This window comes from Polaromonas sp. (genome assembly GCF_029945925.1).
GTDB lineage: Bacteria > Pseudomonadota > Gammaproteobacteria > Burkholderiales > Burkholderiaceae_C > Polaromonas.
The window spans coordinates 58,335-83,509 of sequence record NZ_JAQSDN010000042.1 but is presented as its reverse complement, the minus strand read 5'-3'; the positions used below and the strand labels follow the sequence as shown (position 1 = coordinate 83,509).

General features: G+C 63.2%; 19 protein-coding genes, 2 tRNA genes and 1 pseudogene. 14 read left to right on the top strand and 8 right to left on the bottom strand.

Going from position 1 to position 25,175, the window contains the following annotated elements:
• Positions 1–101: 101 nt before the first annotated feature.
• The 3 genes and pseudogenes from PSV40_RS13760 to PSV40_RS13750 form a co-directional block, all read left to right on the top strand.
• Positions 102–475: pseudogene (locus PSV40_RS13760) on the top strand (CopG family transcriptional regulator); the annotation flags it as partial.
• Positions 476–481: 6 nt separating this feature from the next.
• Positions 482–586 carry a PHB depolymerase family esterase gene (locus PSV40_RS22850; RefSeq protein ID WP_366915020.1) on the top strand — a complete coding sequence of 35 codons (105 nt, stop codon included), beginning with the start codon at positions 482–484 and terminating at the stop codon, positions 584–586.
• Between the two features lie 241 nt (positions 587–827).
• Positions 828–3,902: a PAS domain-containing protein gene (locus PSV40_RS13750; protein WP_300538550.1), complete on the top strand. Its 3,075-nt coding sequence runs from the start codon at positions 828–830 to the stop codon at positions 3,900–3,902.
• A gap of 173 nt (positions 3,903–4,075) precedes the next feature.
• On the opposite strand, the gene PSV40_RS13745 is transcribed toward PSV40_RS13750, so the two are convergent.
• The 4 genes from PSV40_RS13745 to PSV40_RS13730 form a co-directional block, all read right to left on the bottom strand.
• Positions 4,076–4,528, bottom strand: a complete 453-nt coding sequence (locus PSV40_RS13745; RefSeq protein WP_300538549.1) for a GNAT family N-acetyltransferase — start codon at positions 4,526–4,528, stop codon at positions 4,076–4,078.
• Positions 4,529–4,539: 11 nt separating this feature from the next.
• Positions 4,540–6,270, bottom strand: a complete 1,731-nt coding sequence (locus PSV40_RS13740; RefSeq protein ID WP_300538546.1) for an ABC transporter ATP-binding protein/permease — start codon at positions 6,268–6,270, stop codon at positions 4,540–4,542.
• Positions 6,271–6,333: 63 nt separating this feature from the next.
• A complete protein-coding gene (locus PSV40_RS13735; protein WP_300538544.1) occupies positions 6,334–6,573 on the bottom strand; it encodes a hypothetical protein in 240 nt (79 codons plus the stop codon).
• A 41-nt stretch (positions 6,574–6,614) separates the two neighbouring features.
• Positions 6,615–7,310 (bottom strand): ProQ/FINO family protein, encoded by a 696-nt coding sequence (locus PSV40_RS13730; RefSeq protein ID WP_300538541.1) that lies wholly within the window; start codon positions 7,308–7,310, stop codon positions 6,615–6,617.
• Between the two features lie 224 nt (positions 7,311–7,534).
• Between PSV40_RS13730 and PSV40_RS13725 the strand changes: the two genes are divergently transcribed.
• Entirely contained in the window at positions 7,535–8,317 is a 783-nt protein-coding gene (locus tag PSV40_RS13725; protein WP_300538539.1) for a DUF4189 domain-containing protein, read from the top strand.
• A gap of 32 nt (positions 8,318–8,349) precedes the next feature.
• Here PSV40_RS13725 and hemH read toward each other — a convergent pair whose 3' ends face one another.
• Positions 8,350–9,453, bottom strand: coding sequence for a ferrochelatase (gene hemH, locus PSV40_RS13720; protein WP_300538537.1), 1,104 nt, complete (start codon positions 9,451–9,453; stop codon positions 8,350–8,352).
• Between the two features lie 19 nt (positions 9,454–9,472).
• On the opposite strand from hemH, the gene PSV40_RS13715 reads away from it, so the two are divergent.
• Together PSV40_RS13715 and PSV40_RS13710 are read left to right on the top strand one after the other, a co-directional pair.
• The gene (locus tag PSV40_RS13715) at positions 9,473–10,183 is read left to right on the top strand and encodes an HAD family hydrolase (protein ID WP_300538806.1); all 711 of its coding nucleotides are present in this window, start codon (positions 9,473–9,475) and stop codon (positions 10,181–10,183) included.
• Positions 10,180–10,827, top strand: a complete 648-nt coding sequence (locus PSV40_RS13710) for a glutathione S-transferase family protein (RefSeq protein WP_300538535.1) — start codon at positions 10,180–10,182, stop codon at positions 10,825–10,827. The genes PSV40_RS13715 and PSV40_RS13710 overlap by 4 nt, the downstream gene beginning before the upstream one ends.
• A gap of 44 nt (positions 10,828–10,871) precedes the next feature.
• Here the strand turns inward: PSV40_RS13710 and hpnE are convergent, their stop codons facing one another.
• The 3 genes from hpnE to hpnC all read right to left on the bottom strand — a co-directional run bounded on the left by hpnE (position 10,872) and on the right by hpnC (position 14,069).
• Entirely contained in the window at positions 10,872–12,149 is a 1,278-nt protein-coding gene (gene hpnE, locus PSV40_RS13705; protein ID WP_300538532.1) for a hydroxysqualene dehydroxylase HpnE, read from the bottom strand.
• Positions 12,150–12,314: 165 nt separating this feature from the next.
• Positions 12,315–13,157 (bottom strand): presqualene diphosphate synthase HpnD, encoded by an 843-nt coding sequence (gene hpnD, locus PSV40_RS13700; protein WP_300538529.1) that lies wholly within the window; start codon positions 13,155–13,157, stop codon positions 12,315–12,317.
• Between the two features lie 51 nt (positions 13,158–13,208).
• The gene (gene hpnC, locus PSV40_RS13695; protein ID WP_300538527.1) at positions 13,209–14,069 is read right to left on the bottom strand and encodes a squalene synthase HpnC; all 861 of its coding nucleotides are present in this window, start codon (positions 14,067–14,069) and stop codon (positions 13,209–13,211) included.
• 133 nt (positions 14,070–14,202) lie between these two features.
• On the opposite strand from hpnC, the gene PSV40_RS13690 reads away from it, so the two are divergent.
• From PSV40_RS13690 to PSV40_RS13655, 8 genes are all read left to right on the top strand, one after another.
• Positions 14,203–15,372, top strand: a complete 1,170-nt coding sequence (locus PSV40_RS13690; RefSeq protein WP_300538524.1) for an efflux RND transporter periplasmic adaptor subunit — start codon at positions 14,203–14,205, stop codon at positions 15,370–15,372.
• Between the two features lie 7 nt (positions 15,373–15,379).
• Positions 15,380–18,544 carry an efflux RND transporter permease subunit gene (locus PSV40_RS13685; protein ID WP_300538522.1) on the top strand — a complete coding sequence of 1,055 codons (3,165 nt, stop codon included), beginning with the start codon at positions 15,380–15,382 and terminating at the stop codon, positions 18,542–18,544.
• Positions 18,545–18,667: 123 nt separating this feature from the next.
• A tRNA-Leu gene (locus PSV40_RS13680) sits at positions 18,668–18,754 on the top strand.
• An 88-nt stretch (positions 18,755–18,842) separates the two neighbouring features.
• Positions 18,843–20,153: a trigger factor gene (tig, locus tag PSV40_RS13675; RefSeq protein WP_300538519.1), complete on the top strand. Its 1,311-nt coding sequence runs from the start codon at positions 18,843–18,845 to the stop codon at positions 20,151–20,153.
• 115 nt (positions 20,154–20,268) lie between these two features.
• Positions 20,269–20,889, top strand: a complete 621-nt coding sequence (gene clpP / locus PSV40_RS13670; protein WP_300538517.1) for an ATP-dependent Clp endopeptidase proteolytic subunit ClpP — start codon at positions 20,269–20,271, stop codon at positions 20,887–20,889.
• 185 nt (positions 20,890–21,074) lie between these two features.
• Complete coding sequence (gene clpX, locus PSV40_RS13665) at positions 21,075–22,340, top strand: ATP-dependent Clp protease ATP-binding subunit ClpX (RefSeq protein ID WP_293594797.1); 1,266 nt, start codon at positions 21,075–21,077, stop codon at positions 22,338–22,340.
• Positions 22,341–22,519: 179 nt separating this feature from the next.
• Positions 22,520–24,949 (top strand): endopeptidase La, encoded by a 2,430-nt coding sequence (gene lon / locus PSV40_RS13660; protein ID WP_300538514.1) that lies wholly within the window; start codon positions 22,520–22,522, stop codon positions 24,947–24,949.
• A gap of 68 nt (positions 24,950–25,017) precedes the next feature.
• Positions 25,018–25,093 (top strand) — tRNA-Gly (locus PSV40_RS13655).
• Positions 25,094–25,175 lie beyond the last annotated feature (82 nt).

The following is a 25,175-nucleotide window of genomic DNA, read 5'->3' as shown; positions in this document are numbered from 1 at the left end:
GATAAAAGTTGATTCAATGAAAAAAAACTGCTCGGAAATGATTTTTTGGCTTTGAAATAGCCCTCCCTTTAACATCCATATGGATGTATTGGGATGGTGGCATGACAACAAGCCCATCCCCGGTCACTGCCAGATGCAAAACTGCAGAGGCCGAGAAAATCACCATCAACCTCGGTTACGTGGACCTCGGCCAAATCGATTTTCTGGTCAGCGACGGCTTTTGCGGCAACTGCACCGATTTCATCCGCACCACCATCCGCAACCAGCTCAGCGCGCATTCGGATGCGGTCAAGCAGGTGGTGGCGCGCAATGCTCGTGCTGGGCTGCAACACCTCAGTGCGGCGGACCTGCGTGCCGTGCAGGCCGCCAGCCAGACCTTGCAGATTCGTGTGCTGGGCCTGGCCACGATTGCCGATGACGTCACACCCGACTTGCGCTGACCACTATCGGCTCGCTGGAGGTGCTGGGCGCCTTGGAGGTGATGCTGCACGGCTGCACCCAGAACCCGGACGACGTCGCCGCAGGAACCCGCATGACCTTGCCGGCCGGCATGCCGGTTTTTTTTGTGCTGTATGCGGATCAGTAGCAGGACGCCACCGCACCGCTGCTGGAACTGGTTCGGCACAACCGCCAGCGACGCGGCAGCGGCGAGCACCTTCCCAGGCGCGCCCTGCGCAGAATCAGCGCCGCTGACCCCGAACTGAGCGAAAACGGCAGCTGTTCGCAAGCTGATTGCAACCAAACTGTTGTGGATAGGCCTCTCATATAGGAATAAGCCAGAAAACAACCCCCACGCCTGTGGTGCCTGTAATGTTTAGTTACAGTCAATGATGTTTTCATCGTTCAATCGCTTGGCCCGCATTCCCCGGCTCCAAACCAGCTTGGTGACCGTGGTCATTGCGGCACTTTCGCCTGTTTTTGCGCTGGTCATCCACATTTCCATTCAGAGCCAGGATGCAAGCCTGCTCCACGCCAAGAACGACCTGTTGGCAGCCACCAGGCTGGCGGCCTTGGGTGCTGACCGCAGCGTGGAGGCTGCCCGCCTATTGCTGAGTGCCATCACCAGCGCACCGTCGGTCAAAAGCGGCGATCTGGAGCGGTGCGCAGAGTATTTCGCCAACCTTGACGGAAAACTTACCTCGTACGTCAACGCCGGCATCATTGATCTGGACGGCAAGGTGTCCTGCCAGCTGGCCAAAGGGGCCAGGCCCAGCAACCTCACTGACCGGGACTATTTTCAACAGGTGCTGGCGACAGGCAAATTTGCCATTGGTGGCTACACCGTCGGCCGATTGACGGGGATGCCGGGCGTGCCCTTTGCAGGCCCGGTCCACGATGCCTCCGGAAAGTTGAGCGGGGTTGCGTTTGCATTCATGGACCTGCAAACCTTGGCCATCAACATTCCCATCGATGTGACGACAGGTGTGGAACTGGTGATCACGGACCGCAACAATGTCATCGTCGGTGGTGACAAATCCATAACCAGGTTGTTGGGCACACGTTTCACGAAATTTGCCGACCCGTCGGAGACACCTGCTTTTAAAAGTCCTGTGTTCGAGAAAGCGGGTCGCGATGGTCACCCCCGCTTCTACGCAACCGCGCCGGTGGGCGAGGCGATTGCGTCAGGCCTTCTGGTTACGGCCAGCATCAGAAAAGACGATGTACTGTCGGCCGCCAAGGACCGGCTTGCGCTGAGTCTGGCCTTGTTGACCCTGCTGGCCGGCATGGGCATTGCCGGTGCGAGGTGGGTGGGCTCCCGCACCATTGTTGTACCGATGCGCCGGCTGTTATCTCAGGTGAACGAACTCGGCGGCTCGGACATGCCATCGGGCAATTCAATCTCCCTGCCTGAAACCAGCAACGAACTGATTGAACTGTCGGACGCCTTCCACCGTCTGACGCAGGCCTTGCTGGTCCGCAAGCAGGAGCGAGACCAGACTGCCGATTTGCTGAAGCTTCAAATACAACAACAACTGGTGACCCAGGAGGAACTGTCCACCATTGTTCACAAGCTTACGGAGGCCCAGCGGCTGGCTCATCTCGGCAGTTGGAATTTGTCTCTGAAGGACGGGTCCGCGACGTGGTCAGAAGAGTTTTACCGGATTTTTGGCATCCAGGCTGGTGACGTCACGCCTGCTTATGAGGCTTTTCTCCAGATGGTGCATCCGGAAGACCGGGCAGACATGGATGCCGCCCATAAGTCGGCAATCCGCAACCGCTTGCCCGTGGATCACGAACACCGCATTGTCGGGCCTGATGGCGCGATCAGGTATGTGCGCGAACGTGGTGAACTGGTGCTGGACGGAGAAGGTTCCCCGGTGGCCATGACCGGCACGGTGCTGGACATTACCGACCTGCGAGGCGCCCAACACCAGGCCGAGACCGCCAGCGAGTTGTTGACGGTTGCGCATCGCGTTGCCGACATGGGGAGTTGGGACATGGATATCGTCAATCACCGGCTGACGTTTTCGCCCGAGGCCTGCCAGCTTTTCGGCATGGCGCCGGAAGCCTTCGACGGCCGCTATGAAACCTACCTTGCCGCCATCCTGCCGGAAGACAGGCCCGGCATTTTGCGGTCCCGGAGGCTCGGCGCGACAGAGAAAAAGATGCGGGACGTGGAGTACCGGGTCCGGCGTCCCGATGGCGAAATCCGGTGGATGTTCGAACGCGGCAACCTGAGCTTCGATTCATCGGGCAACGAGACCCGCCGCACTGGCATGGTCATGGACATCACCGAACGCAAGAAAAGCGAAGCGCAGCTGCACTTGCTGGACGTTGCAGTATCCCGGCTGAACGACATTGTGCTGATCACCGAGGGTGAGCCTGCTGATGCCTCAGGTCGCCGCATCGTTTTTGTCAACGACGCTTTTGTGCGGCGCATGGGTTACGGCCGTGACGAGGTTTTGGGCCAGTCGACTCGTATCCTGCATGGGCCGGAAACGGATCGTGCCGAACTGGACTGCATCGGGGAGGCGATGCAGGCGAAGCGGCCGATGCGAACCGAGTTGATCAATTACAGTAAAAGTGGTGAAAGGATCTGGGTCGAGCTGGACATCGTGCCGATTGTCGACGGCGACGGGCACTGCACCCACTGGGTTTCGGTGGAGCGGGACATCACCGAACGCAAGCTGATCCAGGCGGCGATGGACCAGCTCAATGCCGAACTGGAGGACCGGGTCAAGCGGCGCACAGCCGAGCTGCAGGCCATGAACGCCGAACTGGAGGCCTTCTCGTATTCCGTCTCCCACGACTTGCGCTCGCCCCTGAACACCATCGACGGATTCAGCCACTTGCTGGCTCAACTGGACAGCGACAGGCTCAGTGAAAAGGGCAAACATTACGTCAGCCGCATCCGCGCGGGTACCAAACAAATGGGGGAATTGATCGACGGGCTGTTGTCGCTTGCGAAATCAGCCAGAGACCCCCTGCACTGTCAGGATGTGGACCTCGCCATCATTGCCAGGCGCGTCGAGCAGGAGTGCCGTGAACGCGAGCCGGCGCGAGAGGTGGAGGTGCTGATCCCTTTGTCGCTGATGATCCGCGGCGATCTCCTGCTGTTGTCGCTGGTGATCCAGAACCTGCTGACCAACGCATGGAAGTTCACCGCCAAACAAAGCGGCGGACGGATAGAAGTGGGCAGCGAGCAGGACTCGGAAGGCAACGTCTTTTATTTTGTCAGGGACAATGGCGCCGGTTTTAACATGGCCTATGCCGAAAAACTTTTTGGCACCTTCGAACGCCTTCACTCTCCGACCGAGTTCACCGGAACCGGGGTAGGGCTCGCCATCGTCAAACGTGTCATCGACCGCCACGCCGGGCGGGTGTGGGCTGAAAGCGAAGAAGGCAAGGGCGCTGCGTTCTTCTTTGTAGTGCCCGCAGACAACAACGAAGATTGCGGCTGACCGGTCAACGTGGATCGACAGCTTAGCATCCGGAGTGCACCGGCGGGAGCTGCGGCTGCTACTCAATCAATAGCTGCATGCGCTTGCTGGACAAGGTTTGGAGGCCGATTTGGTACTTGATCCGGAGGCTGGGCGGAGTCAGTCGTTGCAGGGTTGAACCCGCAATCCATGTATCACTTCTCGTTGATGTACCCAGGCGCCAGCGCCCCGGCTTGGTCGTCGAAGATCGCCATCGCGGTGGTCATGCGCTTGAAACCCAGCTTGCGATAAAACCCCTCTTTGCCTGGCACCGCATAAAGAATGATCTTGCGGTGGCCGCGCGCACGGTCCACCAGGTGGGCGACGATCTTCATGCCCAGCCCGGTGCCCTGGTGGCCGGGCAACACGGCGATGTCGCAGATACAGGCACGGTCCACGCCATCGGCCAGCGCCCGGCCAACTCCCACCAGTTTCCCGCTATCGTGAACGAAGCACCGGAACATGCTGTTCGTGAAGACAGTTTTCAGGTCGACCGGCTTCTTGTTCCCCAGCGGCGCCGCGAGGTAGAGCGCGGAGAGTTCGTTCCAGTCGACGTTGTCAATGAGGTGGGTCCAGACCCGCGGCACATTGTTCTCCTGATCAATCAAGGGCCACCATCTTATGGGGCCCAGTGGTAGGTGGCCGCCGCATGCAGCGTCCAGCTGGCGTCACCGGGCAACTCCAGCACCTGGTGGTGGTGCTTGAGCAGCGCCTGGTGGTGACTGACGCTGATGGGAGTGATCGACAGGCCGGCGAGCTGGCCGTACAGGCGCTCCTCGTTGCTCGCGTCGAGCGCGCTGGTGGCCTCGTCGAGCAGCAGGTAGCGCGGTTTGGCGAGCAGGGCGCGGGCGAAGGCCAGCCGCTGCTGCTCGCCGACGGACAGCACCTTGGCCCAGTCCAGTTCGGCGTCCAGGCCGCCGAAACGTTCCGCCAGCGTCGGCAGGTTCACCCGGTCCAGCCATGACAGCAGTTCTTCGTCCGAGACTTCGCGATCGGTCTGGGGGTAGGTCAGCTGGCAGCGCAGATCGCCCTGGGGCAGGTAGGGCTGCTGGGGCAGGAACAACATGTCCGGCCCGGCCGGGCGCACCACCTCGCCCGAGCCCGTGTTCCACAAGCCGGCCATCACCCGCAGCAGGGAGCTTTTGCCGGAGCCGCTGGCGCCGACGATCAGCAGCCCTTCGCCCGGGGGAACAGCCAGCGTGAGCCCCTGAACCAGCAGGTGCTCCCGGTTGGGCGTGAGCACCGTCAGGCGGTCCAAGGACAGCTCAAAGCCGGGTGTGGTGCGGATCTGCGGCGGGGCGTCATCGCCGGGCCCGGGGGGCGGGTCGGCCTGGGCATCCAGCGCCTGCGAGAAGGCATGCAGCCGGTCCACCCCGGCCGAAAAGCGGCTCAGGCCCTCGAAGTGTTCGACGATCACCGTCAGTGCGCTCAGGATGGCGGCAAACGCGCCGGCGGCCTGGATCGCCCGGCCGACCTCCAATTTTCCGGAGAGCACATCGCCTGCAATGATCACGGTGGGCAGCACCACCGTCAGGAAGCTGTGGGCAAACTGGAAGAGGTTGAGCTTGAACTGCCAGCGAATCACCTGCTGGAAGTTGGCATAAGCCGCCTGGAAGATGCGTTGCAGCGCCGACATCTCGCGCGCTTCTCCGTCGTAAAACGCGATCGGCTCCGCATGTTCGCGCACCCGCACCAGGCTGAAACGGAAGTCTGCCTCGCGCTGCAGCTGGCGGAAGTTCAGGCCGATCAGCCGCTTGCCGAAGACCGAGCCGGTGAACCAGGTGCTGAACACGGCATAACCGATGAGGAAGTAAACCAGCCCCTGGGAAATGGTCCACAACACGCCGGAAAAGGCGATCAGCTGGATGAAGGAGCCCAGCACGATCATCGAGAAGTACAGCGACTGCTGGGTGAAGGTGTTGATGTCCTCGGCAATGCGCTGGTCGGGGTTGTCGATGCCGGCGACGGCGTTGAGCCGGTAGTAGGCGCGCTGATGAAAATAGCGCGCCAGGAAGTGGTGCGTCAGCCAGCGGCGCCAGCGCAGGCCCAGGGTGTCGCGCACGAAGTAGTACAGGCCGTAGAGCGGAACCGCCGCGACGAGGATGGCCGTGTAGCGCCAGATCGAAGCCCAGAAGCGTTCGGTGTCCCCCGCGGCCAGGGCCGAGGTGAACTCGCCGGTCTCGTGGTTGAACAGCACGCTGACGGCCGTCTGCGCCAGCAGCAGCAAAATCAGCAGGGCCAGCAGACCCCGGGAACGCCAGCGTTCATCCGAGAGCCAGTAGGGCCGGGCGATCGCGACGAAGCGTCGCCACAGGCGGGCATTGAAGCCGGGTGCTGCTTCTATGGTCATGGGTGCTGCAAGGCCTGCGGGCCGATGTCGGAGGGGCGGTCCATTCCCCTATTGGACATGAATTCAGGGCGGGGCCAGCACGGCGGTGATCACGGCCGCGTCGGGCGCTGCGAAGGTGGTGTTGTGCCGCCCGGTCAGGGGGCCGCCGCCCGGAATGACCTCACCCTGGGGGCCGTAACCGATCGCCTTGAACTTCCATTGCCCGCCAATCAGCTTGAGGTTGCCTACATGGAGGCCCGGACCGGTGAGCACGCGGTACACGCCGTCATTGACCTGGCTGAGTGTCAGGGCTTGCACGGTCATTCACTTTCGCTCGACCGGATCAGCCCAGGGGCCGGCCATCGTCAGGCCTGAATGGCCGCGAAGAGCTCGCGTTTGTCGAGGCCGTACATGTCGGCAAATTCTTCGGCAGTCTTGCCACTGCTTTCAAACGTGCGGCGCAGTGCTTCGCGTTTGGCCAGCTTCTGGTCGCGCTCGGCAAAGGCTTCCTCGAGCAGGGCGGTGGCCGCCAGGTCATGGGTCTGGACCCGGGCCTGGTAGTCCTGGCGGGTCAGGCCGCTGGCCTCGAAAGCGGCCATCAACTGCGCACGGAATTTGGGCCGCAGGTCCTCGCGGGCCCGGGCCTGGCGGCGGCGGAACAGTTCCAGCAGGGACAGGTAGACATGTTCGGGCGCCACGTCGTCGCCCGCATGGCCCTGCAGGTCGTGGCGCTTGTTGCCGGCGGTCACGCATTGCAGGTAACGCGTGGAGCGTGTGTGGATGCCCAGCGCCGCCTTGAGGCTGTCGCGCTGGAAGTGTTCGGGGTGCGCGGCCAGCAGTTCCTGAAAAATGCCGAGCTTGAGCGGCAGGAAATTGGCGCCGAAGAGGTGCGGGTACAGCTCGAACAGCTTTTCGAGCACGGGTTGCACCGAACGCGAACGACCCGCTGCGGGGGTGGGCTCGCCTGCCGGCGCGCTGGAGGGCTGCCCAGCTGGCGGGATCTCGTCCGCCAGGACGGTTTCACCGGGGGCTGCGCTTGTTTCTGAAGGGGTCATGGTCATGGGGGTCATCTTGGGGTCAACCCGTGATTGTCAACCAAACGGCCCGGCCGCTGTGTAAACCCCATGTTCATGGGGTCCGAATTGTCGTCAGCCTCTGGTTTTTGGTTGCTCCGGGCATCCATAATTTGACCTGTCATGCGGGAAGGGATCTCCCCATGCCAGGCCTGCCGCGCATCCCGGTTTTTTTGCGCTTTGTGTTCAAAATATTTTTACAGGAAACAATCATGATTTCTGGAATCAAGGCTGTCGCAGCCAGACTTGCTTTTGCCTTGCTGCTTTCATTTGCCGGAGGCCATGCCATGGCCGCGGGCGCGCTGGCCATTGACAGCCTGCAGGGTGAAAAATACGGGTTCTCCTTCAACCATCCGACGTCCGACCAGGCCGATCAGCGTGCGATGAGGGAGTGTGGGTCGGACTGCGCTGTGGTGTTGCGCTTCCGCGCCGAATGCGGCGCCTACGCCGCAGACCAGGCCAGGGGCTCCAATGCCTACGGTTGGGGCACGGGTGCGACGAGCTCCATCGTCCAGCAGCGCGCGTTGTCGGAATGCCGGGCCAGGGGCGGCTCAAGCTGCAAGGTCCGTTCATGGGGCTGTGATGCCACCAAGGCCTCGGCCAACCAGGATTCCGGGTCCAGGGACAACGGCGCGGCCAGCACGGAATTCCAGATGCAGGGTGACTGGCAGGTGGACTATGCCGGGTCCGCCGGATTCCCCTACAGCGGGACCTTGCGGGTCAACGAGAAATCCGGCAACGGGGTCTATCAGGGCGTGATGGTTCTGGCTTACACCAACAACCAGGGCCAATCCAAGAAGGTTCAGCAGAACACGCTGATCACGGTTCGCGGAAACATCGTCACGATCAAGGGCAGCAACCCTGTCTACCTGCAGGGTTCGGGCAACTACGATCCCGACACTTACACCATGACCATCGGCAGTTCCAATGTCATGCGCGGCCAGAACAACGATGCCGGGGGCGCTGGCGGTTCCGTGGTGATCACCAGGCGGTAAACCCGCCGGGCGCCCGGTCGGGTTTTGTTTTTTTATTGCCTTGCCCCCCGGGCCAGCGCCGCGGCACGCGAGGCGGCCAGCGCCTGCGCATCGGGCACGCCCTGGGTCGGCCAGCCGGACAGGTGCTGCTGCGCAATGTCGCTCAGGGCCGCCAGCCATTCGGGGCTGTCGTTGAGGCAGGCGATGTAGTTGAAGGTCTTCCCGCCCGCATGTTCAAAAGCCTCTTTGGCCTCCTGCGCAATTTCCTCGAGGGTCTCGAGGCAGTCGCCGGTGAAGCCCGGGCACATCACATCGACGCTTTTGACACCGGCCCTGGCCAGTGCCACCAGCGTGGGCTCGGTGTAGGGCTCCAGCCACTTGGCCTTGCCGAAGCGCGACTGGAAGGTGACGCGGTACTGCTCTTTGGCCAGGCCCAGTTCTTCGGCCAGCAGCCGGGCGGTTTTGTGGCACTCGCAGTGGTAGGGGTCACCCAGATGCAGCGTGCGCTCGGGCACACCGTGAAAACTCATGACCAGCTTTTCGGCGCGGCCATGGGCTGCCCAGTGCGCGCGCACGCGCGCCGCCAGCGCCGCGATGTAGCCCGGGTGGTCGTGGTAGTGGTTGACGAACCGAAACTCGGGAATGCGCCGTGTTTTGGCGGCCCAGCTGTAAACCGCGTCGAACACGCTGGCGGTGCTGGTGCCGCTGTACTGCGGGTAGGCGGGCAGCACCAGGATGCGTGTCACGCCTTCGGCCTTGAGCGAGTTGAGCTGCGCGGCCACGGAGGGCTGGCCGTAACGCATGGCGTAGCGCACTTCAACGTGGTGTCCGCGCTCGCCCAGGTAGCCGCGCAGCAGCTTCGCCTGTCTGGCCGTCCAGACCTTCAGCGGTGAACCTTCCGCGGTCCAGATGCTGGCGTATTTGGCGGCCGACTTTTTGGGCCGCACGCGCAGGATGATGCCGTGCAGGATGAACCACCAAACGACCTTGGGGATTTCGATCACGCGGTGGTCGCTGAGGAACTGCGCGAGGTAGGGGCGCAGCGCCGCGGCGGTGGGCGCGTCGGGGGTTCCGAGGTTGCAGTACAACACGGCGGTGCCGCTGGCCGCGCTGGGCGGTTTCCCATGCTCAAAGGGGGGTTCAGGGGAAAAAGACATGGGTTATTCTCCCCTACCTATGCTTGACCTGACAATTATTAAAGCCATAACCCTTGACCTTGATGACACCCTCTGGCCGGTCTGGCCGGTGATAGAAAAAGCCGAAGCCGCACTCGACGAATGGCTGGGCCGCCACGCGCCCATGACCGCGGCCCTGTTTGCCAACCCCACGGCGCGCCACGATATCCGCGAGCAGATCGTCCGTACCCGGCCCGAGCTCAGGCACAACCTCAGTGCCATCCGGCGCGAGGCGATCCGCCTGGCCCTGTACCGCTCCCGGGAAAACCCCTTGCTGGCGGAAGAAGCCTTTGAAGTTTTTTTTGCCGCGCGCCATGAAGTGACGCTGTTCGACGACGCGATGCTGGCGCTGGAGTTTCTTTCCGCGCGTTACCCGGTGGTTGCGCTGTCCAACGGCAATGCCGATATCGCCCGCATCGGGCTCGCCCCGTATTTCCGGGCCGCCATCAGCGCGCAGTCCTTTGGCGTGGGCAAGCCGGACCCGCGGATTTTCCATGCCGCCGCCGGCGCCGTGGATGTGCAGCCCCACCACGTGCTGCATGTGGGCGACGACGCCACGCTGGATGTGCTGGGCGGGCTGAACGCGGGTATGCAGACGGCCTGGGTGAACCGGGCCGACCATCTGTGGACGCACGATGCCGTGCCGCACGAAACCGTGACCAGCCTGACCGAGCTGTGCGACCTGTTTCGCCTGGCGGACCCGCAGCCATGACACTGAAGATCTACGGCATTGCGGCCTCGCGCGCATCACGGCCGCTGTGGGTGGCGCATGAACTGGGCCTGGCCCACGAACACATTGCCCTGCCTTACCAGGGCGGCGCGACACGCACGCCGGCGTTTCTGGCGCTCAATCCCAACGGGCACATCCCCGTGGTCGACGACAACGGCGTGCTGGTCTGGGAGTCCATGGCCTGCGCGCTCTATCTGGCCGGGCGTTTTCAGGGCGAGGGCGCTGAACCGCTCGCTGCAGTGAACCACGCCGAACAGGCCGAGATCCTGCGCTGGAGCTTCTGGGCCGTGACCGAATGCGAGAAAGATGCATTGACCTTCCTGATGCACACCGTGGCCATGCCCGAGGAGCGGCGCAAGCCGCAGCTGGCGCAGGAGGCCGAGCGTCGCCTGCTGCCGGCGCTGCGTGTGCTCGATCAGCATCTGCAAACCCGCCCCTTCCTGGCCGGAGAGCGTTTCACCGTGGCCGACATCTGCGTGGCGTCGGTGCTGGCCTGGGTGCAGCGTTCGGGTGAACTGAACGCGCAATGTCCGCGGGTCAGCGCCTGGCTGGTGCGTTGCCTGGACCGGCCCGCGCAGCAAGAAGTGCGCGCGCTGGCACGGCGTGACAGCGGCCGGAATTTATAGCCAAATCTGGCTCCAGCCCTCGCTGCTGTTGCGCATGCAGCTACTTATTTGATAGCGTTTCTGGCGGCCTGCAAACCCGAGCGCACCGCACCTTCCAGCGTGGCCGGGTAGGGCCCGTCGAGGTAGTCGCCGCAGGCAAGCAGCCCCGGCAGCACCTGCGCGGCGGGGCGCTGCAGGCCGGGCAGGCAGGCGAAGGTCGCGCGTTTTTCCACAATCGTCTGCACGGCCTGCAGGGCCGCCAGCCCGAGTTGCCGCTCGCCCTGGGCCAGCACGCGCCGGGTCAGCGTGTCCTTGTCGGCGCTGCTGGCGCTGACCACAAAGGCCAGCAGGCCGGCGGGCCCGCCGAGCTGGCCGCGGTCAAACACAAACTGCGCCGGCGCCTCGCCATCGGGTGCACCGGCGCGCAGCGTGAGCATGGGCTGCGCCAGGCGTGCGCCCGATGAAAACGCATACACGGTGGTGATCGCTTCAAACTGCAGTGCGCGGGTGAGCGCCAGCCACGCCTGGCAGGGCAGTCCGGCTGTTTCGACCAGCCGCGCAGCTTCCGCCGGCGGACAGGCGAGAACCACCCGGTCAAAGGGGGCGCCATCGACCTGCCAGCTTCCGGCCACGTGGGCCAGACCTTGCACGCGGCGACCCAGGCCGATTTCGCCGCCATGCTGCATGACCCAGGCCAGTGCCGCGTCGGGCAGCAGCGCACTCAGGTCCACGCGCGGCAGCAGCAGGTTGGAGCCGCCCGATTCTGCGAACAGCGCGTCGCGCAGCACACGCAAATACACCTGGCCACTGGCGCGGTCGGCCGGCGTGTTCAGCGCCGAGACACACAGCGGCTCGATCAGCGTGGCCATCACCGCCGGGCTCAGATGGCGGCACAGCTGTGCGACAGACAGCTCCGGCGCGCAGCGAAACCCCGAGACCTGCCAGCCGACGGCGGCACGCAGCAGCGAGAGTTTGTCGCGCCAGGTCCAGCCGCGCGCACGCGCAATGCCCGCCAGCGCATCGAGCGGGGCGGGGAGCCGGGGAAAGGCCAGACCCGTGCCGTCGGGGAACTGCAGAGTCAGCGGAAGGCGCAGCAGGGCCGTGTCAGCCACCATGCCGACGTCGGCCATCAGGCGCAGCGTTTCGCTGTAGGCACCGATCAGGATGTGCTGGCCGTTGTCCAGCGCCAGCGCCGTGCCGTCGGGCCACTGGCTGTCGACGCGCCGCGCGCGTCCACCGGGAACACGGGCCGCTTCAAACACGCTGACCTGCTGGCCCAGCCGCGTGGCTTCGACCGCCGTCGCGCAGCCGGCCCAGCCGGCACCGATGACGGCCACTTTCATGGTGATGTCGCGACCACAACCGTCCGGCTTGTCATTGCGAGCCTGACCCGCAATCCAGGCTGCTCGGCTTCGCTTGCTGGGGAGCGGGTTCGTGGATTCCGGCTTTCGCCGGAATGGCCGCCAGGGAGCCGCGCGGGACACTCCGTGCAAGGACAGATGGCGCGCTCACTGAATTTTTCCGAAAGCCTGGGTCTTCCACGCCAGCCAGAACTTGCGCAGCGGCGTCAGGCTGACACGCTGGTGCAGCACCTGGTAGCCGTCGGCCTCGATCTCGCGCAGCAGGGTGCGGTAGATGCTGGCCATCATGAGCCCGGGCTTTTGCGCGCGGCGGTCGGCCTCGGGCAGCAGCGCCAGCGCTTCGTCGTACAGGCCGAGCGCACGCTGCGTCTGGAATTTCATCAGCGCGGTGAAGCGGTCGGAGTACTGGCGTTTGAGGATTTCATGCGCTTTCACGTCGAACTGCTGCAACTCGTTGACCGGCAGGTAAATGCGTCCGCGCAAGGCATCTTCACCGACGTCGCGGATGATGTTGGTCATCTGGAAGGCCAGCCCGAGCTTGTGTGCGTACGCGGTGGTCTGCGGCTGCGTCTGCCCGAAAATCCGCGCGGCCACCTCGCCGACGATGCCGGCGACCAGATGGCAATAGGTCTTCAGGCCCGGGAAATCGAGAAAGCGGTTTTGCGTGAGATCCATCTGGCAGCCTTCGATCACCGCCTGCAGGTGGCGCGCTTCGATCTGGTAAATGGGGGCCAGCGGCATCAGCGCCTTCATCACCGGATGGCTGGGCGTGCCGGCGTAGGACTTGAGCACCTCGGCCTGCCACCAGGCGAGCTTGGTGTGCGCTACGCCGGGGTCGGTCACTTCGTCAACTACATCGTCGATTTCGCGGCAGAAGGCATAAAAGGCCGTGATGGCGGCGCGCCTTTCCCTGGGCAAAAACAGGAAGGCGTAATAAAAACTGCTGCCGGACGCGGCGGCTTTCTGCTGGACGTATTCCTCGGGGTTCATGGGCGGGATTGTCGCAGGCTTGGGGCGATGGCAAGCCGGCCGCTGTCGGGATTACATCCGGATCGCGCGCCACAGCATCAGCGCCACATCCCGGGGCGTGAGCTTGGGACGCTGGCGCAACGTGGCAAAGTGGATCGCTTCGATCTTGTCGAGGATGCGCAGGCCGCCTTGCACCACCAGGCGCAACTCCCAGCCCGCGCGCCCCGGCACCTTCTTCACCAAGGGCACACCTTTCAGCATGCGCGCCCTTGCCGAATGGACGCAGGCAGCTATCAATTTCGTAGTGGCCGGGTTCACATCCAGGGCCTGCAGCCGGGTTTCATCGACGCCGTGTGCGGCCCACAGTTCCTGCGGCAGGTAGATGCGCCCGCGTGGAATGTCCACGCTGAGGTCCTGCCAGAAGTTGATCAGCTGCAACGCCGTGCAGATGTGGTCGCTCTGCACCAGTGACGCCGCATCGTTGACGCCGTAGAGATGCAGCAGCAGGCGGCCGACCGGATTGGCCGAGCGGCGGCAGTAGTCCAGCAGCTCGGCTTCGGTGGCGTAACGCTGCTTGACAACGTCCTGCTCGAACGCGCTGAGCAGGTCGTCCAGCAGCGGCAGCGGCAGCTGGAACTGCCTGATCACCGGCGCCAGGGCGGCAAAGACGGCCGGCCATCGCGCCGAGACCGGCCGGCCCTCGGCCGCGGCGAACAGGTCGGCGCGGCAGGCCGCCAGGTCGGCCAGTCGCTGGGCGGGCAGGGCGTCGCCTTCGTCGGCGATGTCGTCGGCCGTGCGGGCGAACCAGTAGATCGCCGCCACCGCAGGCCGCAGGCGCGGCGGGCACAGCAGCGAGGCTACGGGGAAGTTTTCGTAGTGGCTGGAAGGAGGCTGCAGCGGCTGCGGAAGGTCGGGATGGGGGCCGGAAGTCATGCGCTGGATTGTCGCTTGACAAGCCTTGGGAATTACCCTAGATTACTAACCAGTCAGTCATTAACTGGGTTTTCAGGCATGCCTGCTTCCTGCTTTGCAGGTCTTTTTGCCACCGTCTTTCCTCAACGCCATCATGAATAAAACCGCTTTTGCCGTCCTCAGCAGCGCCTTGTTGCTGGCCGCCTGTTCCAAGCCAGCCCCGCCCGAGGAGCCGGTGCGTGCCGTCAAGGTCATGACCGTGGGGACGGATTCCTTAGAGACCGCTTACGAGTTTGCCGGCGAGGTCAAGGCCCAGGTCGAGTCGCGGCTGGGGTTCCGGGTCGGCGGAAAAATCATCCGTCGCCAGGCCGAACTGGGCCAGCGCGTCCAGGCCGGGCAGGTGCTGGCCCAGCTGGACCCGCAGGACTACAGGCTGGCCGCCGATGCGGCGCGCGCTCAGGTCGCGGCGGCGGCCACGCAGCGCGACCTGGCCTCGGCCGACTACAAACGCTACAAGGAGCTCCGGGACCAGAACTTCATCAGCGGCGCCGAACTCGAGCGCCGCGAGACCACGCTCAAGGCGGCGCAGGCCCAACTCGAGCAGGCGCAGTCGCAACTGGCGGTGCAGGGCAACCAGGCCGGCTACGCCGTGCTGCTGGCTGACGTGTCGGGCGTGGTGACGGCCGTGGAAGCCGAGGTCGGGCAGGTCGTCTCTGCCGGCACCCCGGTGCTGCGCATCGCCGCCGACGGCCCGCGCGATGTGGTGTTTTCCGTGCCCGAAGACAAGGTGGCGGCCATCAAGGTCGGCATGCCGGTCAAGGTGCGGGTCTGGGCGCAGGACGCCGGGCTGGAAGGCAAGGTGCGCGAAGTGGGCGCCAGCGCCGACCCGCTGACGCGGACCTACCCGGTGAAAGTGGCGCTGGCCACCCGGGAGCCGCCGGTGCTGGGCGCCACGGTCTACGTGTTGCCGCAGGGCCTGGGTGCCGCGGGCGTGCAGGTCATCAAGCTGCCGACCACGGCCCTGCGCCAGGAAGGCCGGTCAACGGCGGTCTGGGTGCTGGACAAGGCGAGCATGACGGTGAAGTCGCAACTCATCCAGGTTGCCACGGCCGACGGCAACGATGCGGTGGTGGCTTCTGGCCTGCAGCCCGGCATGTTGGTGGTCAGCGCCGGGGTGCATGTGCTCTCGCCCGGACAGAAGGTCACGATTTATCAGCCAAAAGTGGCTGCAGCCCTTGCCCCACCTGCGCAGACAGCTATCAATCCGGTAGCGTCTGCCGCGGCGGCCACGCTGCCCCCGGTCGCTGCGCCTGCCGCGAAGTGAGGCCGGCATGACGCAAGTACAACCGAAGGACGGCTTCAACCTGTCCAAATGGGCGCTGGACCATCCGGCGCTGACGCGTTACCTGATGGTGGTGCTGATGCTGCTCGGCTTTGCCGCCTACTTCCAGCTCGGCCAGGACGAAGACCCGCCGTTCACCTTCCGTGCCATGGTGGTGCGCACCTACTGGCCGGGCGCCACGGCGCAGCAGGTGGCCGAGCAGGTGACCGACAAGATCGAGCGCACGCTGCAGGAAGTGCCGTTTGCCGACAAGATCCGCAGCTACTCCAAACCCGGAGAGTCGCAGATCATTTTTCAGATCAAGGATTCGTCGAAAGCCGCCGATGTGGCCGGCGTCTGGTATGCGGTGCGCAAGAAGATAGGCGACATGCGCTACACGCTGCCCGGCGGGGTGCAGGGCCCGTTTTTCAATGATGACTTCGGTGATGTCTACGGCGTGATTTACGCGCTGCAGGCCGACGGCTTCAGTTATGCCGAGCTCAAGACCTTTGCCGACGAGGTGCGCCAGAAACTGCTGCGTGTGCCCGATGTGGCCAAGGTCGAGCAGTTTGGCGTGCAGGACGAAAAGCTCTTCATCGAGATCTCGCAAAAGCGCCTGGCCCAGTTGGGGCTGGACTTCAACCAGGTGCTGAACCAGCTCGGCCAGCAAAACGCGGTGGAGTCGGCCGGCGCGGTGCAGACACCGCTGGACGTGGTGCAGGTGCGGGTGGCCGGGCAGTTCGAGGCGGTCGAGCAGCTGCGCGCCATGCCGATACGTGGCGCCTCGGGCAGCCAGCTGCGGCTGGGTGACATTGCCGAAGTCAAGCGCGGCTACGTCGATCCGCCGGCCGTCAAGGTGCGGCACCAGGGCCGGGAAGTCATTGCGCTTGGTGTCTCCATGGCCAAGGGCGGCGACATCATTGCGCTGGGCAAGGCGCTGAAGGCGACCACCGCCGGCATTGCAAGCGGCCTGCCGGCCGGCATCGAGCTGGTGCAGATCCAGGACCAGCCGACCGCGGTGGCGACCTCGGTCAATGAGTTCGTGAAGGTGTTGATCGAGGCGGTGGTGATCGTGCTGGCCGTGAGTTTCATCGCGCTGGGTTTTCACCGCCGCCCCGGGCAGCACCCCTTGTGGAAACGTTATTACATCGACATGCGGCCCGGCCTGGTGGTGGGCATCACGATTCCGCTGGTGCTGGCCGTGACCTTTCTGGCCATGAACTACTTCGGCATCGGGCTGCACAAGATCTCGCTGGGTTCGCTGATCATTGCGCTGGGCCTGCTGGTGGACGACGCGATCATTGCGGTCGAGATGATGGTGCGCAAGATGGAAGAGGGCTACGACAAGGTGCGCGCCGCGACCTTTGCCTATGAAATCACCGCCATGCCAATGCTGACCGGCACGCTGATCACGGCGGTCGGCTTCTTGCCGATCGGCATGGCCAAATCGGCCGTGGGCGAGTACACCTATGCGATTTTTGCGGTCACCGTCATCGCTCTGGTGCTGAGCTGGATCGTGTCGGTGTATTTCGTGCCCTACTTGGGGACCTTGCTGCTCAAGGTGCCGCCGCATGTGCAGGAGGTGGCAGCCGGACAGGACAGCCCGCACGAGATGTTCGACAGCCCCTTCTACAACACGTTTCGCCGGGCGGTGAACTGGTGTGTGCAGTACCGCTGGATCACGATAGGCGCGACGGTGCTGTTTTTTGCGCTGGGCATTGTCGGCATGGGCAAGGTGCAGCAGCAGTTCTTTCCGGATTCCAGCCGACCAGAGATCATGGTCGACATCTGGTTCCCGGAGGGCACCTCGTTCGCCGCCAACGAACTGACGGCCAAACGTGTCGAGGCGCGCCTGCTCCAGGAAGCCGGCGTCAGCTCGGTCAGCACCTGGGTCGGCTCGGGCGTGCCGCGTTTTTACCTGCCGCTGGACCAGGTTTTCCCGCAGACCAACGTGTCGCAATTCATCGTGCTGCCGCAGGACCTGAAGGTGCGCGAGTCGTTGCGCATCAAGCTGCCGGCGCTGCTGGCCCAGGAATTCCCCGAGGTGCGCGGCCGCATCAAGCTGCTGCCCAACGGCCCGCCCGTGCCCTATCCGGTGCAGTTCCGTGTGGTCGGCATCGACCCGCTGGTACTGCGCGAACGCGCCGACGAGGTCAAGGCCGCGCTGCGCGAGAGCCCCAACACGCGCGGCGTCAACGACAACTGGAACGAGTCGGTCAAGGTGCTGCGCCTGGAAGTGGACCAGTCCAAGGCGCGCGCGCTGGGCGTGACCAGCCAGTCGATTGCCCAGGCGTCCAAAACCATCCTGGCCGGCACCAACGTGGGCCAGTTCCGCGAAGGCGACAAGCTGATCGACATCGTGCTGCGCCAGCCGCAGGACGAGCGCAACGCCATCACCGACATTGCCAACGCCTACCTGCCGACGGCGTCGGGCAAGTCGATCCCGCTGACGCAGATCGCCAAGCCGGTGTTCACCTGGGAGCCGGGCGTGATGTGGCGTGAAAACCGCGACTACGCCATCACGGTGCAAAGCGACATCGTCGAAGGGCTGCAGGGCGCCACGGTGACCAACCAGCTCCTGCCCGGCCTGAAGGCGCTGGAAGCGAAGTGGCAGCAAACCGGGATGGGCGGCTACCGCATCGAGGTCGCCGGCGCCGTCGAGGAAAGCAGCAAGGGCTCCAGTTCGATTGCCGCAGGTATTCCCGTCATGCTGTTTCTGACCTTCACCTTGCTGATGCTGCAACTGCACAGCTTCAGCCGCGCCATGCTGGTCTTCCTGACCGGACCGCTGGGCATTGCCGGCGTGGCCGGGGCCCTGCTCCTGCTGGGCCGGCCCTTCGGTTTTGTGGCCCTGCTGGGCGTGATCGCACTGATGGGCATGATCCAGCGCAACTCGGTGATCCTGATCGACCAGATCGAGCAGGACCGGGCGGCCGGCGTTCCCGCCTGGGACGCGATCGTGGAGTCGGCGGTGCGGCGCCTGCGACCCATCGTGCTGACGGCCGCCGCCGCCGTGCTAGCCATGATCCCGCTGTCGCGCAGCGTGTTCTGGGGGCCGATGGCGGTCGCCATCATGGGCGGCCTGATTGTCGCCACGGTGCTGACGCTGCTGGCCTTGCCGGCGATGTACGCAGCGTGGTTCCGTGTGAAACGGGAGTCACCGGTCCCGGCCTGACCCCACCTGCGGGGTGGTTGGGCGCTGAAGCGGCAGCCGATACAGGCTAAAATAGAAAGTTGACCGATTTCAGGCGGGGGTCCGGAAGCCGAAAAGCTGAGGATTCCCGTTTTTATTTCAGGCGCGCGGGTGGCGAAATTGGTAGACGCACCAGGTTTAGGTCCTGACGTCCGCAAGGATGTGGGGGTTCGAGTCCCCCCCCGCGCACCACGATTGAGACTTTCAGGACGATGGCCGCACGGGTTGACCGGTGCGCCCTTTGTCTTTTACACATTTTTCGGATATTTAGGAGTAGATCATGGCCGTGACTGTTGAAACCCTTGAAAAGCTGGAGCGCAAGATCACTTTGACGCTGCCCGTAGGCACCATCCAGTCCGAAGTGGACTCGCGCCTGAAACGCCTGGCCCGCACGGTCAAGATGGACGGTTTCCGTCCCGGCAAGGTGCCCATGAACGTGGTCGCCCAGCGTTATGGCTACTCGGTGCATTACGAAGTCATGAACGACAAGGTCGGCGAGGCTTTCTCCGTTGCCGCCAACGAAGCCAAGCTACGCGTGGCCGGGCAGCCGCGCATCAGCGAAAAGGAAGGCGCGCCCGAGGGCGAGCTGGCGTTTGACGCCATTTTCGAGGTCTACCCGGAAGTCAAGATCGGCGACCTGGCCAGCGCCGAAGTGGAGAAAATCACCGCGGAAGTGACCGACGAAGCCATCGACAAGACGGTGGACATCCTGCGCAAGCAGCGCCGCACCTTTGCCCAGCGCGCCATCGACGCGCCTGCGCAGGACGGCGACCGCGTCACCATCGACTTCGAAGGCAAGATCGACGGCGAGCCGTTTGCCGGCGGCAAGGCGGAAGCGTTCCAGTTCCTGGTCGGCGAAGGCCAGATGCTCAAGGAGTTCGAAGACGCGGTGCGGGGCATGAAAAGCGGCGAAAGCAAGACCTTCCCGCTCAATTTCCCCGTCGATTACCATGGCAAGGATGTCGCCGGCAAACAGGCCGACTTCATGGTCACCGTCAAGAAGATCGAAGCCGCCCACCTGCCTGAAGTCAACGAAGCCCTGGCCAAATCCCTGGGCATCGCTGACGCCACCGTCGAAGGCCTGCGCGCCGACATCCGCAAGAACCTCGAGCGCGAAGTCAAGTTCCGCCTGCTGGCCCGCAACAAAAACGCCGTCATGGACGCGCTGCTGGCGAACGCCGAACTCGATGTGCCGCAAGCCATCGTGCAGTCGGAGCTGGACCGCATGGTCGAAGGCGCACGCGCCGACCTCAAGCAGCGCGGCATCAAGGACGCCGACAAGGCGCCGATTCCCGACGACATCTTCCGCCCGCAAGCTGAAAAGCGCGTGCGCCTGGGTCTGGTGGTGGCCGAACTGACCCGTACCAACGACCTGTTTCCCAAGACCGAACAGGTCAAGGCCCACGTCGAAGAACTGGCTTCGAGCTACGAAAAACCGGAAGACGTGGTGCGCTGGTACTTCAGCGACGAAAAACGCATGGCCGAGGTCGAGTCCGTCGTGATTGAAAACAATGTCACGAATTTTGTGCTGGGCAAGGCCAAAATCGTCGAAAAATCAGTGCCTTTTGATGAATTGATGGCGCAGAACTGAAGCGTACGGCGGGCTGCCGGCCCGGCGCCAAGCTGATTTCTGGTGCAGGGGCTTGCGGCGAAGGCTTCAAGCCCCATTTATTTTGGGTAAAGTAGTCCCAACATTTGGAGAAAACATGAACATTTACAGCAGTGCACAGGACATCCAGGGCCTCGGCATGGTGCCGATGGTGATTGAGCAGTCCGGCCGCGGCGAGCGGTCCTATGACATCTATTCGCGTCTGCTGAAGGAGCGTGTTATTTTCCTGGTGGGCCCGGTCAACGACCAGACAGCCAATCTGGTGGTGGCGCAGTTGCTGTTCCTCGAAAGTGAAAACCCGGACAAGGACATTTCGTTCTACATCAACTCCCCGGGCGGTTCCGTGACCGCCGGCATGGCGATTTACGACACCATGCAGTTCATCAAGGCCGATGTGTCCACCCTGTGTGTGGGCATGGCGGCCAGCATGGGCGCCTTCTTGCTGGCGGCCGGCGCCAAGGGCAAGCGCTTCTCGCTGCCCAACTCGCGCGTGATGATTCACCAGCCTTCGGGCGGCGCGCAGGGTCAGGCCTCCGACATCGAGATCCACGCCCGCGACATCCTCAAGACGCGTGACCAGCTCAACCGCATCCTGGCCGAAAACACCGGGCAGACCATTGAGAAAATCGAGCGCGATACCGAGCGCGACTACTTCATGTTTGCCGATGAAGCGAAATCCTATGGTGTGGTGGATCAGGTGATTGCCAAGCGCCCCTGAAGGCACGGGCTTTCCCGTCAGTTGCACTGCAGCAACGGCGTTTCCTGTGACAGGAAACGCCGTTTTTTTGTCCCCGGACCGCCCCAGGACAAAAAGCCTCCTCGGGGGCCGCGAAACGTGGGGGCCAGGTTTATTTGGTTATCATTAGCTAACACGTCCTACGGGCACCCAAAGGCATTACATTCATGGCCGATAAAAAAGGCTCTTCCAGCGAAAAAACCCTGTACTGCTCCTTCTGCGGCAAAAGCCAGCACGAAGTCAAGAAGCTGATTGCAGGGCCATCGGTTTTCATCTGTGATGAATGTATCGACCTGTGCAACGAAATCATCCGCGACGAGCTGCCCGCCGGGGATGATGTGCGCGAAACGCGTGGCGACCTGCCGACGCCGCTGGAAATCAAGACCACACTGGACGGCTACGTCATCGGCCAGGAACCGGCCAAGCGCACGCTGGCCGTCGCCGTATACAACCATTACAAACGCCTGCGCCACAAGGAAAAAGCCAAAAAAGACGATGTGGAGCTGACCAAAAGCAATATCCTGCTGATCGGCCCCACCGGCTCCGGCAAGACCCTGCTGGCCCAGACCCTGGCGCGTACGCTCAACGTTCCTTTCGTGATGGCCGACGCCACGACGCTGACCGAAGCCGGCTACGTCGGCGAAGACGTCGAAAACATCATCCAGAAGCTGCTGCAGAGCTGCAACTATGAAGTCGAGCGCGCGCAGCAGGGTATTGTCTACATCGACGAAATCGACAAGATCTCGCGCAAGTCCGACAACCCCTCGATCACGCGCGACGTGTCGGGCGAGGGCGTGCAGCAGGCGCTGCTCAAGCTGATCGAGGGCACCATGGCCTCGGTGCCGCCGCAGGGCGGCCGCAAACACCCGAACCAGGACTTCCTGCAGGTTGACACCACCAACATTCTGTTTATCTGTGGCGGGGCTTTCTCGGGGCTGGAAAAAGTCATTGAAAACCGCACCGAGTCGTCCGGCATCGGGTTCGGCGCTTCGGTGAAGAGCAAAAAAGCCCGCAGCCTGACCGAGGCCTTCAAGGACGTGGAGCCGGAAGACCTGATCAAGTTTGGCCTGATCCCCGAACTCGTGGGGCGCATGCCGGTGGTCGCCACCCTGGCCGAACTGACCGAGGACGCGCTGGTGCAGATCCTGACGGAGCCCAAAAACGCCGTCGTCAAGCAGTTCAGCAAGCTGCTGTCCATGGAAGGGGTCGATCTGGAGATTCGCCCCTCGGCGCTCAAGGCCATTGCCCGCAAGGCGCTGGCCCGCAAAACCGGCGCGCGCGGCCTGCGCTCGATCCTGGAGCAGTCCCTGATTGACACCATGTTTGACCTGCCCAATACCAGTAATGTGGAAAAAGTGGTGGTTGACGAGTCGACGATCGAGGAAAACAAGCCGCCGCTGCTTGTATACCGTGAAGCCGCCAAGCAGGCCTGAGACGCGCCAGCCGAAGAAGGGCCCCGGTAATGTGGCGCCTGAAGTGCCATAAATGGGCGGCAGGCTTGAAAAGTGGCCGCTGTTCCCCACTTTCGAGATAACTGTTTTCACCGATACTGAAAATCCCCGGACGCCCTGGCGCCACGGTTTTCGTTTAAGGCCTACCTTTAAGGGTTGATATGTCCGCACAAACCACATTGCCTTCCAGCCCCATCGACCTGCCGCTGTTGCCGCTGCGTGACGTGGTGGTGTTCCCCCACATGGTGATTCCGCTGTTCGTGGGCCGTCCCAAGAGCATCAAGGCCCTGGAGTCGGCGATGGAGGCCGAGCGCCGCATCATGCTCGTGGCCCAGAAAGCCGCAGCCAAGGACGAACCGTCTGTCGAAGACATGTTCGGGGTCGGCTGCGTGGCCACGATTTTGCAGATGCTCAAGCTGCCGGACGGCACGGTCAAGGTGCTGGTCGAAGGCCAGCAACGCGCCGTGGTCAACAAGATCGAAGAGGGTGAGGCCCACTTCAGCGCCAATGTGACGCCGGTAGAGGCGGCCGTGCTCACGCCCGGCGACAAGACCAGCGAGACCGAAGCGCTGCGCCGCGCCGTGATGCAGCAGTTCGACCACTACGTCAAACTGAACAAGAAAATTCCGCCGGAGATCCTCACTTCGATCTCCAGCATCGATGACGCCGGCCGGCTGGCCGACACCATTGCCGCGCACCTGCCGCTCAAGCTGGACGCCAAGCAGGTCATCCTCGATCTGGACAACGTCAAGGCCCGTCTTGAAAACCTCTACGAGCAGCTCGAACGCGAAGTCGACATCCTCAATGTGGACAAGAAAATCCGCGGCCGTGTCAAGCGCCAGATGGAGAAAAACCAGCGCGACTTCTACCTGAACGAGCAGGTCAAGGCGATCCAGAAGGAGCTTGGCGAAGGCGAAGAGGGCGCGGACATCGAAGAGATCGAGAAAAAGATCAAGACCGCCAAAATGCCGCAGGAAGCGCGCAAGAAGGCCGAGAGCGAGCTGAAAAAACTCAAGCTGATGTCGCCGATGTCGGCCGAGGCGACCGTGGTGCGCTCCTACATCGATGTGCTGACCGGTCTGCCGTGGAGCAAGAAGACCAAGATCAAACATGACCTGGCCAACGCCGAGGCCGTGCTGGACGAAGACCACTACGGCCTGGAAAAGGTCAAGGACCGCATTGTTGAATACCTCGCGGTGCAGCAGCGCGTTGACAAACTCAAGGCGCCGATTCTCTGTCTGGTCGGCCCTCCGGGCGTTGGCAAGACCTCGCTGGGCCAGTCGATTGCCAAGGCCACGGGGCGCAAGTACGTGCGCATGGCGCTGGGCGGCATGCGTGACGAGGCCGAGATCCGCGGCCACCGGCGTACCTACATTGGTGCGCTGCCTGGCAAGGTCCTGCAAAGCCTGACCAAGGCCGGCACGCGCAACCCGCTGTTCCTGCTCGACGAGATCGACAAGCTCGGAACCGATTTTCGCGGCGACCCGTCCAGCGCGCTGCTGGAGGTGCTGGACCCCGAGCAGAACCACACCTTTGGCGATCACTACGTCGAGGTCGACTTCGACCTCAGCGACGTGATGTTCGTGGCCACCTCGAACTCGATGAACATCCCGCCGGCCCTGCTGGACCGCATGGAAGTGATCCGCCTGTCGGGTTACACCGAAGACGAAAAGACCAGCATCGCCATGCGTTACCTGCTGCCCAAGCAGCTCAAGAACAACGGCGTCAAGGAAGACGAGCTGGAGATCCAGGAGCAGGCGGTACGCGACATCGTGCGTTATTACACGCGTGAGGCCGGTGTGCGTTCACTCGAGCGCGAACTGTCCAAGATCTGCCGCAAGGTGGTCAAGGGCATCCAGCTCAAGAAGATGGAGCCCAAGGTGGTGGTGACCGCCGACAATCTGAACGATTTTCTGGGCGTGCGCAAGTTCGACTACGGCCGCGCCGGGGAAATCAACCAGGTCGGCCAGGTGGTCGGACTGGCCTGGACGGAAGTCGGTGGCGATCTGTTGACGATCGAGGCGGCGATGATGCCCGGCAAGGGCGTGATCACGCGCACGGGCTCGCTCGGCGACGTGATGAAGGAGTCCGTGGAAGCCGCGCGCACGGTGGTGCGCAGCCGTGCACGGGTGCTGGGCATCAAAGACGAAATGTTCGAAAAGCGTGACATCCACATTCACGTCCCCGACGGTGCCACCCCCAAGGATGGTCCGAGCGCCGGTGCGGCGATGACCACGGCCTTTGTATCGGCCATCACCGGCATTCCCGTGCGCGGCGATGTGGCGATGACCGGCGAGATCACGCTGCGCGGCGAGGTGACCGCGATTGGCGGTCTGAAGGAAAAACTGCTCGCGGCATTGCGCGGCGGCATCAAGACCGTGTTGATCCCCGAAGAGAACGCGAAGGACCTGCAGGAGATTCCGGAGAACGTGAAGAACGGCCTGGAGATCGTGCCTGTCAAATGGATTGACCAGGTGCTGCAGATTGCACTGGTGCGCCAGCCGGTTCCCCTGCCTGACGACGAGCCCGCTGTTGCGGCAACGGCTCCTGCCGCGCCGGTGGTTGAAGTGGCGGGCAGCATCAAGCATTGAGTCTGTGCAAATTTTTCAAGTTTCTTCGCAAAGCGCAAAAAATCACGCTATAATTCGAGGCTGATAACGCGGGAGTAGCTCAGTTGGTAGAGCGCAACCTTGCCAAGGTTGAGGTCGAGAGTTCGAGACTCTTCTCCCGCTCCAATTCGAAAAGGGCAGCACTTAAAAATGCTGTCCTTTTTCATTGGTGATAGTTCACAAGCGATTCAGTAGAATCATCCTGTTG

What these genes read in the sequence shown, in the direction of transcription:
- tig (WP_300538519.1), top strand. Translation starts at nt 18,843, where the DNA reads ATGGCCGTGACTGTTGAAACCCTTGAAAAGCTGGAGCGCAAGATCACT.
- PSV40_RS13740 (WP_300538546.1), bottom strand. Translation starts at nt 6,270, where the DNA reads ATGACCATAGAAGCAGCACCCGGCTTCAATGCCCGCCTGTGGCGACGC.
- lon (WP_300538514.1), top strand. Translation starts at nt 22,520, where the DNA reads ATGTCCGCACAAACCACATTGCCTTCCAGCCCCATCGACCTGCCGCTG.
- PSV40_RS13735 (WP_300538544.1), bottom strand. Translation starts at nt 6,573, where the DNA reads ATGACCGTGCAAGCCCTGACACTCAGCCAGGTCAATGACGGCGTGTAC.
- clpP (WP_300538517.1), top strand. Translation starts at nt 20,269, where the DNA reads ATGAACATTTACAGCAGTGCACAGGACATCCAGGGCCTCGGCATGGTG.
- PSV40_RS13730 (WP_300538541.1), bottom strand. Translation starts at nt 7,310, where the DNA reads ATGACCATGACCCCTTCAGAAACAAGCGCAGCCCCCGGTGAAACCGTC.
- PSV40_RS13685 (WP_300538522.1), top strand. Translation starts at nt 15,380, where the DNA reads ATGACGCAAGTACAACCGAAGGACGGCTTCAACCTGTCCAAATGGGCG.
- hemH (WP_300538537.1), bottom strand. Translation starts at nt 9,453, where the DNA reads ATGTCTTTTTCCCCTGAACCCCCCTTTGAGCATGGGAAACCGCCCAGC.
- hpnC (WP_300538527.1), bottom strand. Translation starts at nt 14,069, where the DNA reads ATGACTTCCGGCCCCCATCCCGACCTTCCGCAGCCGCTGCAGCCTCCT.
- PSV40_RS13750 (WP_300538550.1), top strand. Translation starts at nt 828, where the DNA reads ATGATGTTTTCATCGTTCAATCGCTTGGCCCGCATTCCCCGGCTCCAA.
- PSV40_RS13690 (WP_300538524.1), top strand. Translation starts at nt 14,203, where the DNA reads ATGAATAAAACCGCTTTTGCCGTCCTCAGCAGCGCCTTGTTGCTGGCC.
- hpnD (WP_300538529.1), bottom strand. Translation starts at nt 13,157, where the DNA reads ATGAACCCCGAGGAATACGTCCAGCAGAAAGCCGCCGCGTCCGGCAGC.
- PSV40_RS13725 (WP_300538539.1), top strand. Translation starts at nt 7,535, where the DNA reads ATGATTTCTGGAATCAAGGCTGTCGCAGCCAGACTTGCTTTTGCCTTG.
- clpX (WP_293594797.1), top strand. Translation starts at nt 21,075, where the DNA reads ATGGCCGATAAAAAAGGCTCTTCCAGCGAAAAAACCCTGTACTGCTCC.
- PSV40_RS13710 (WP_300538535.1), top strand. Translation starts at nt 10,180, where the DNA reads ATGACACTGAAGATCTACGGCATTGCGGCCTCGCGCGCATCACGGCCG.
- PSV40_RS13715 (WP_300538806.1), top strand. Translation starts at nt 9,473, where the DNA reads ATGCTTGACCTGACAATTATTAAAGCCATAACCCTTGACCTTGATGAC.
- hpnE (WP_300538532.1), bottom strand. Translation starts at nt 12,149, where the DNA reads ATGAAAGTGGCCGTCATCGGTGCCGGCTGGGCCGGCTGCGCGACGGCG.
- PSV40_RS22850 (WP_366915020.1), top strand. Translation starts at nt 482, where the DNA reads ATGCTGCACGGCTGCACCCAGAACCCGGACGACGTCGCCGCAGGAACC.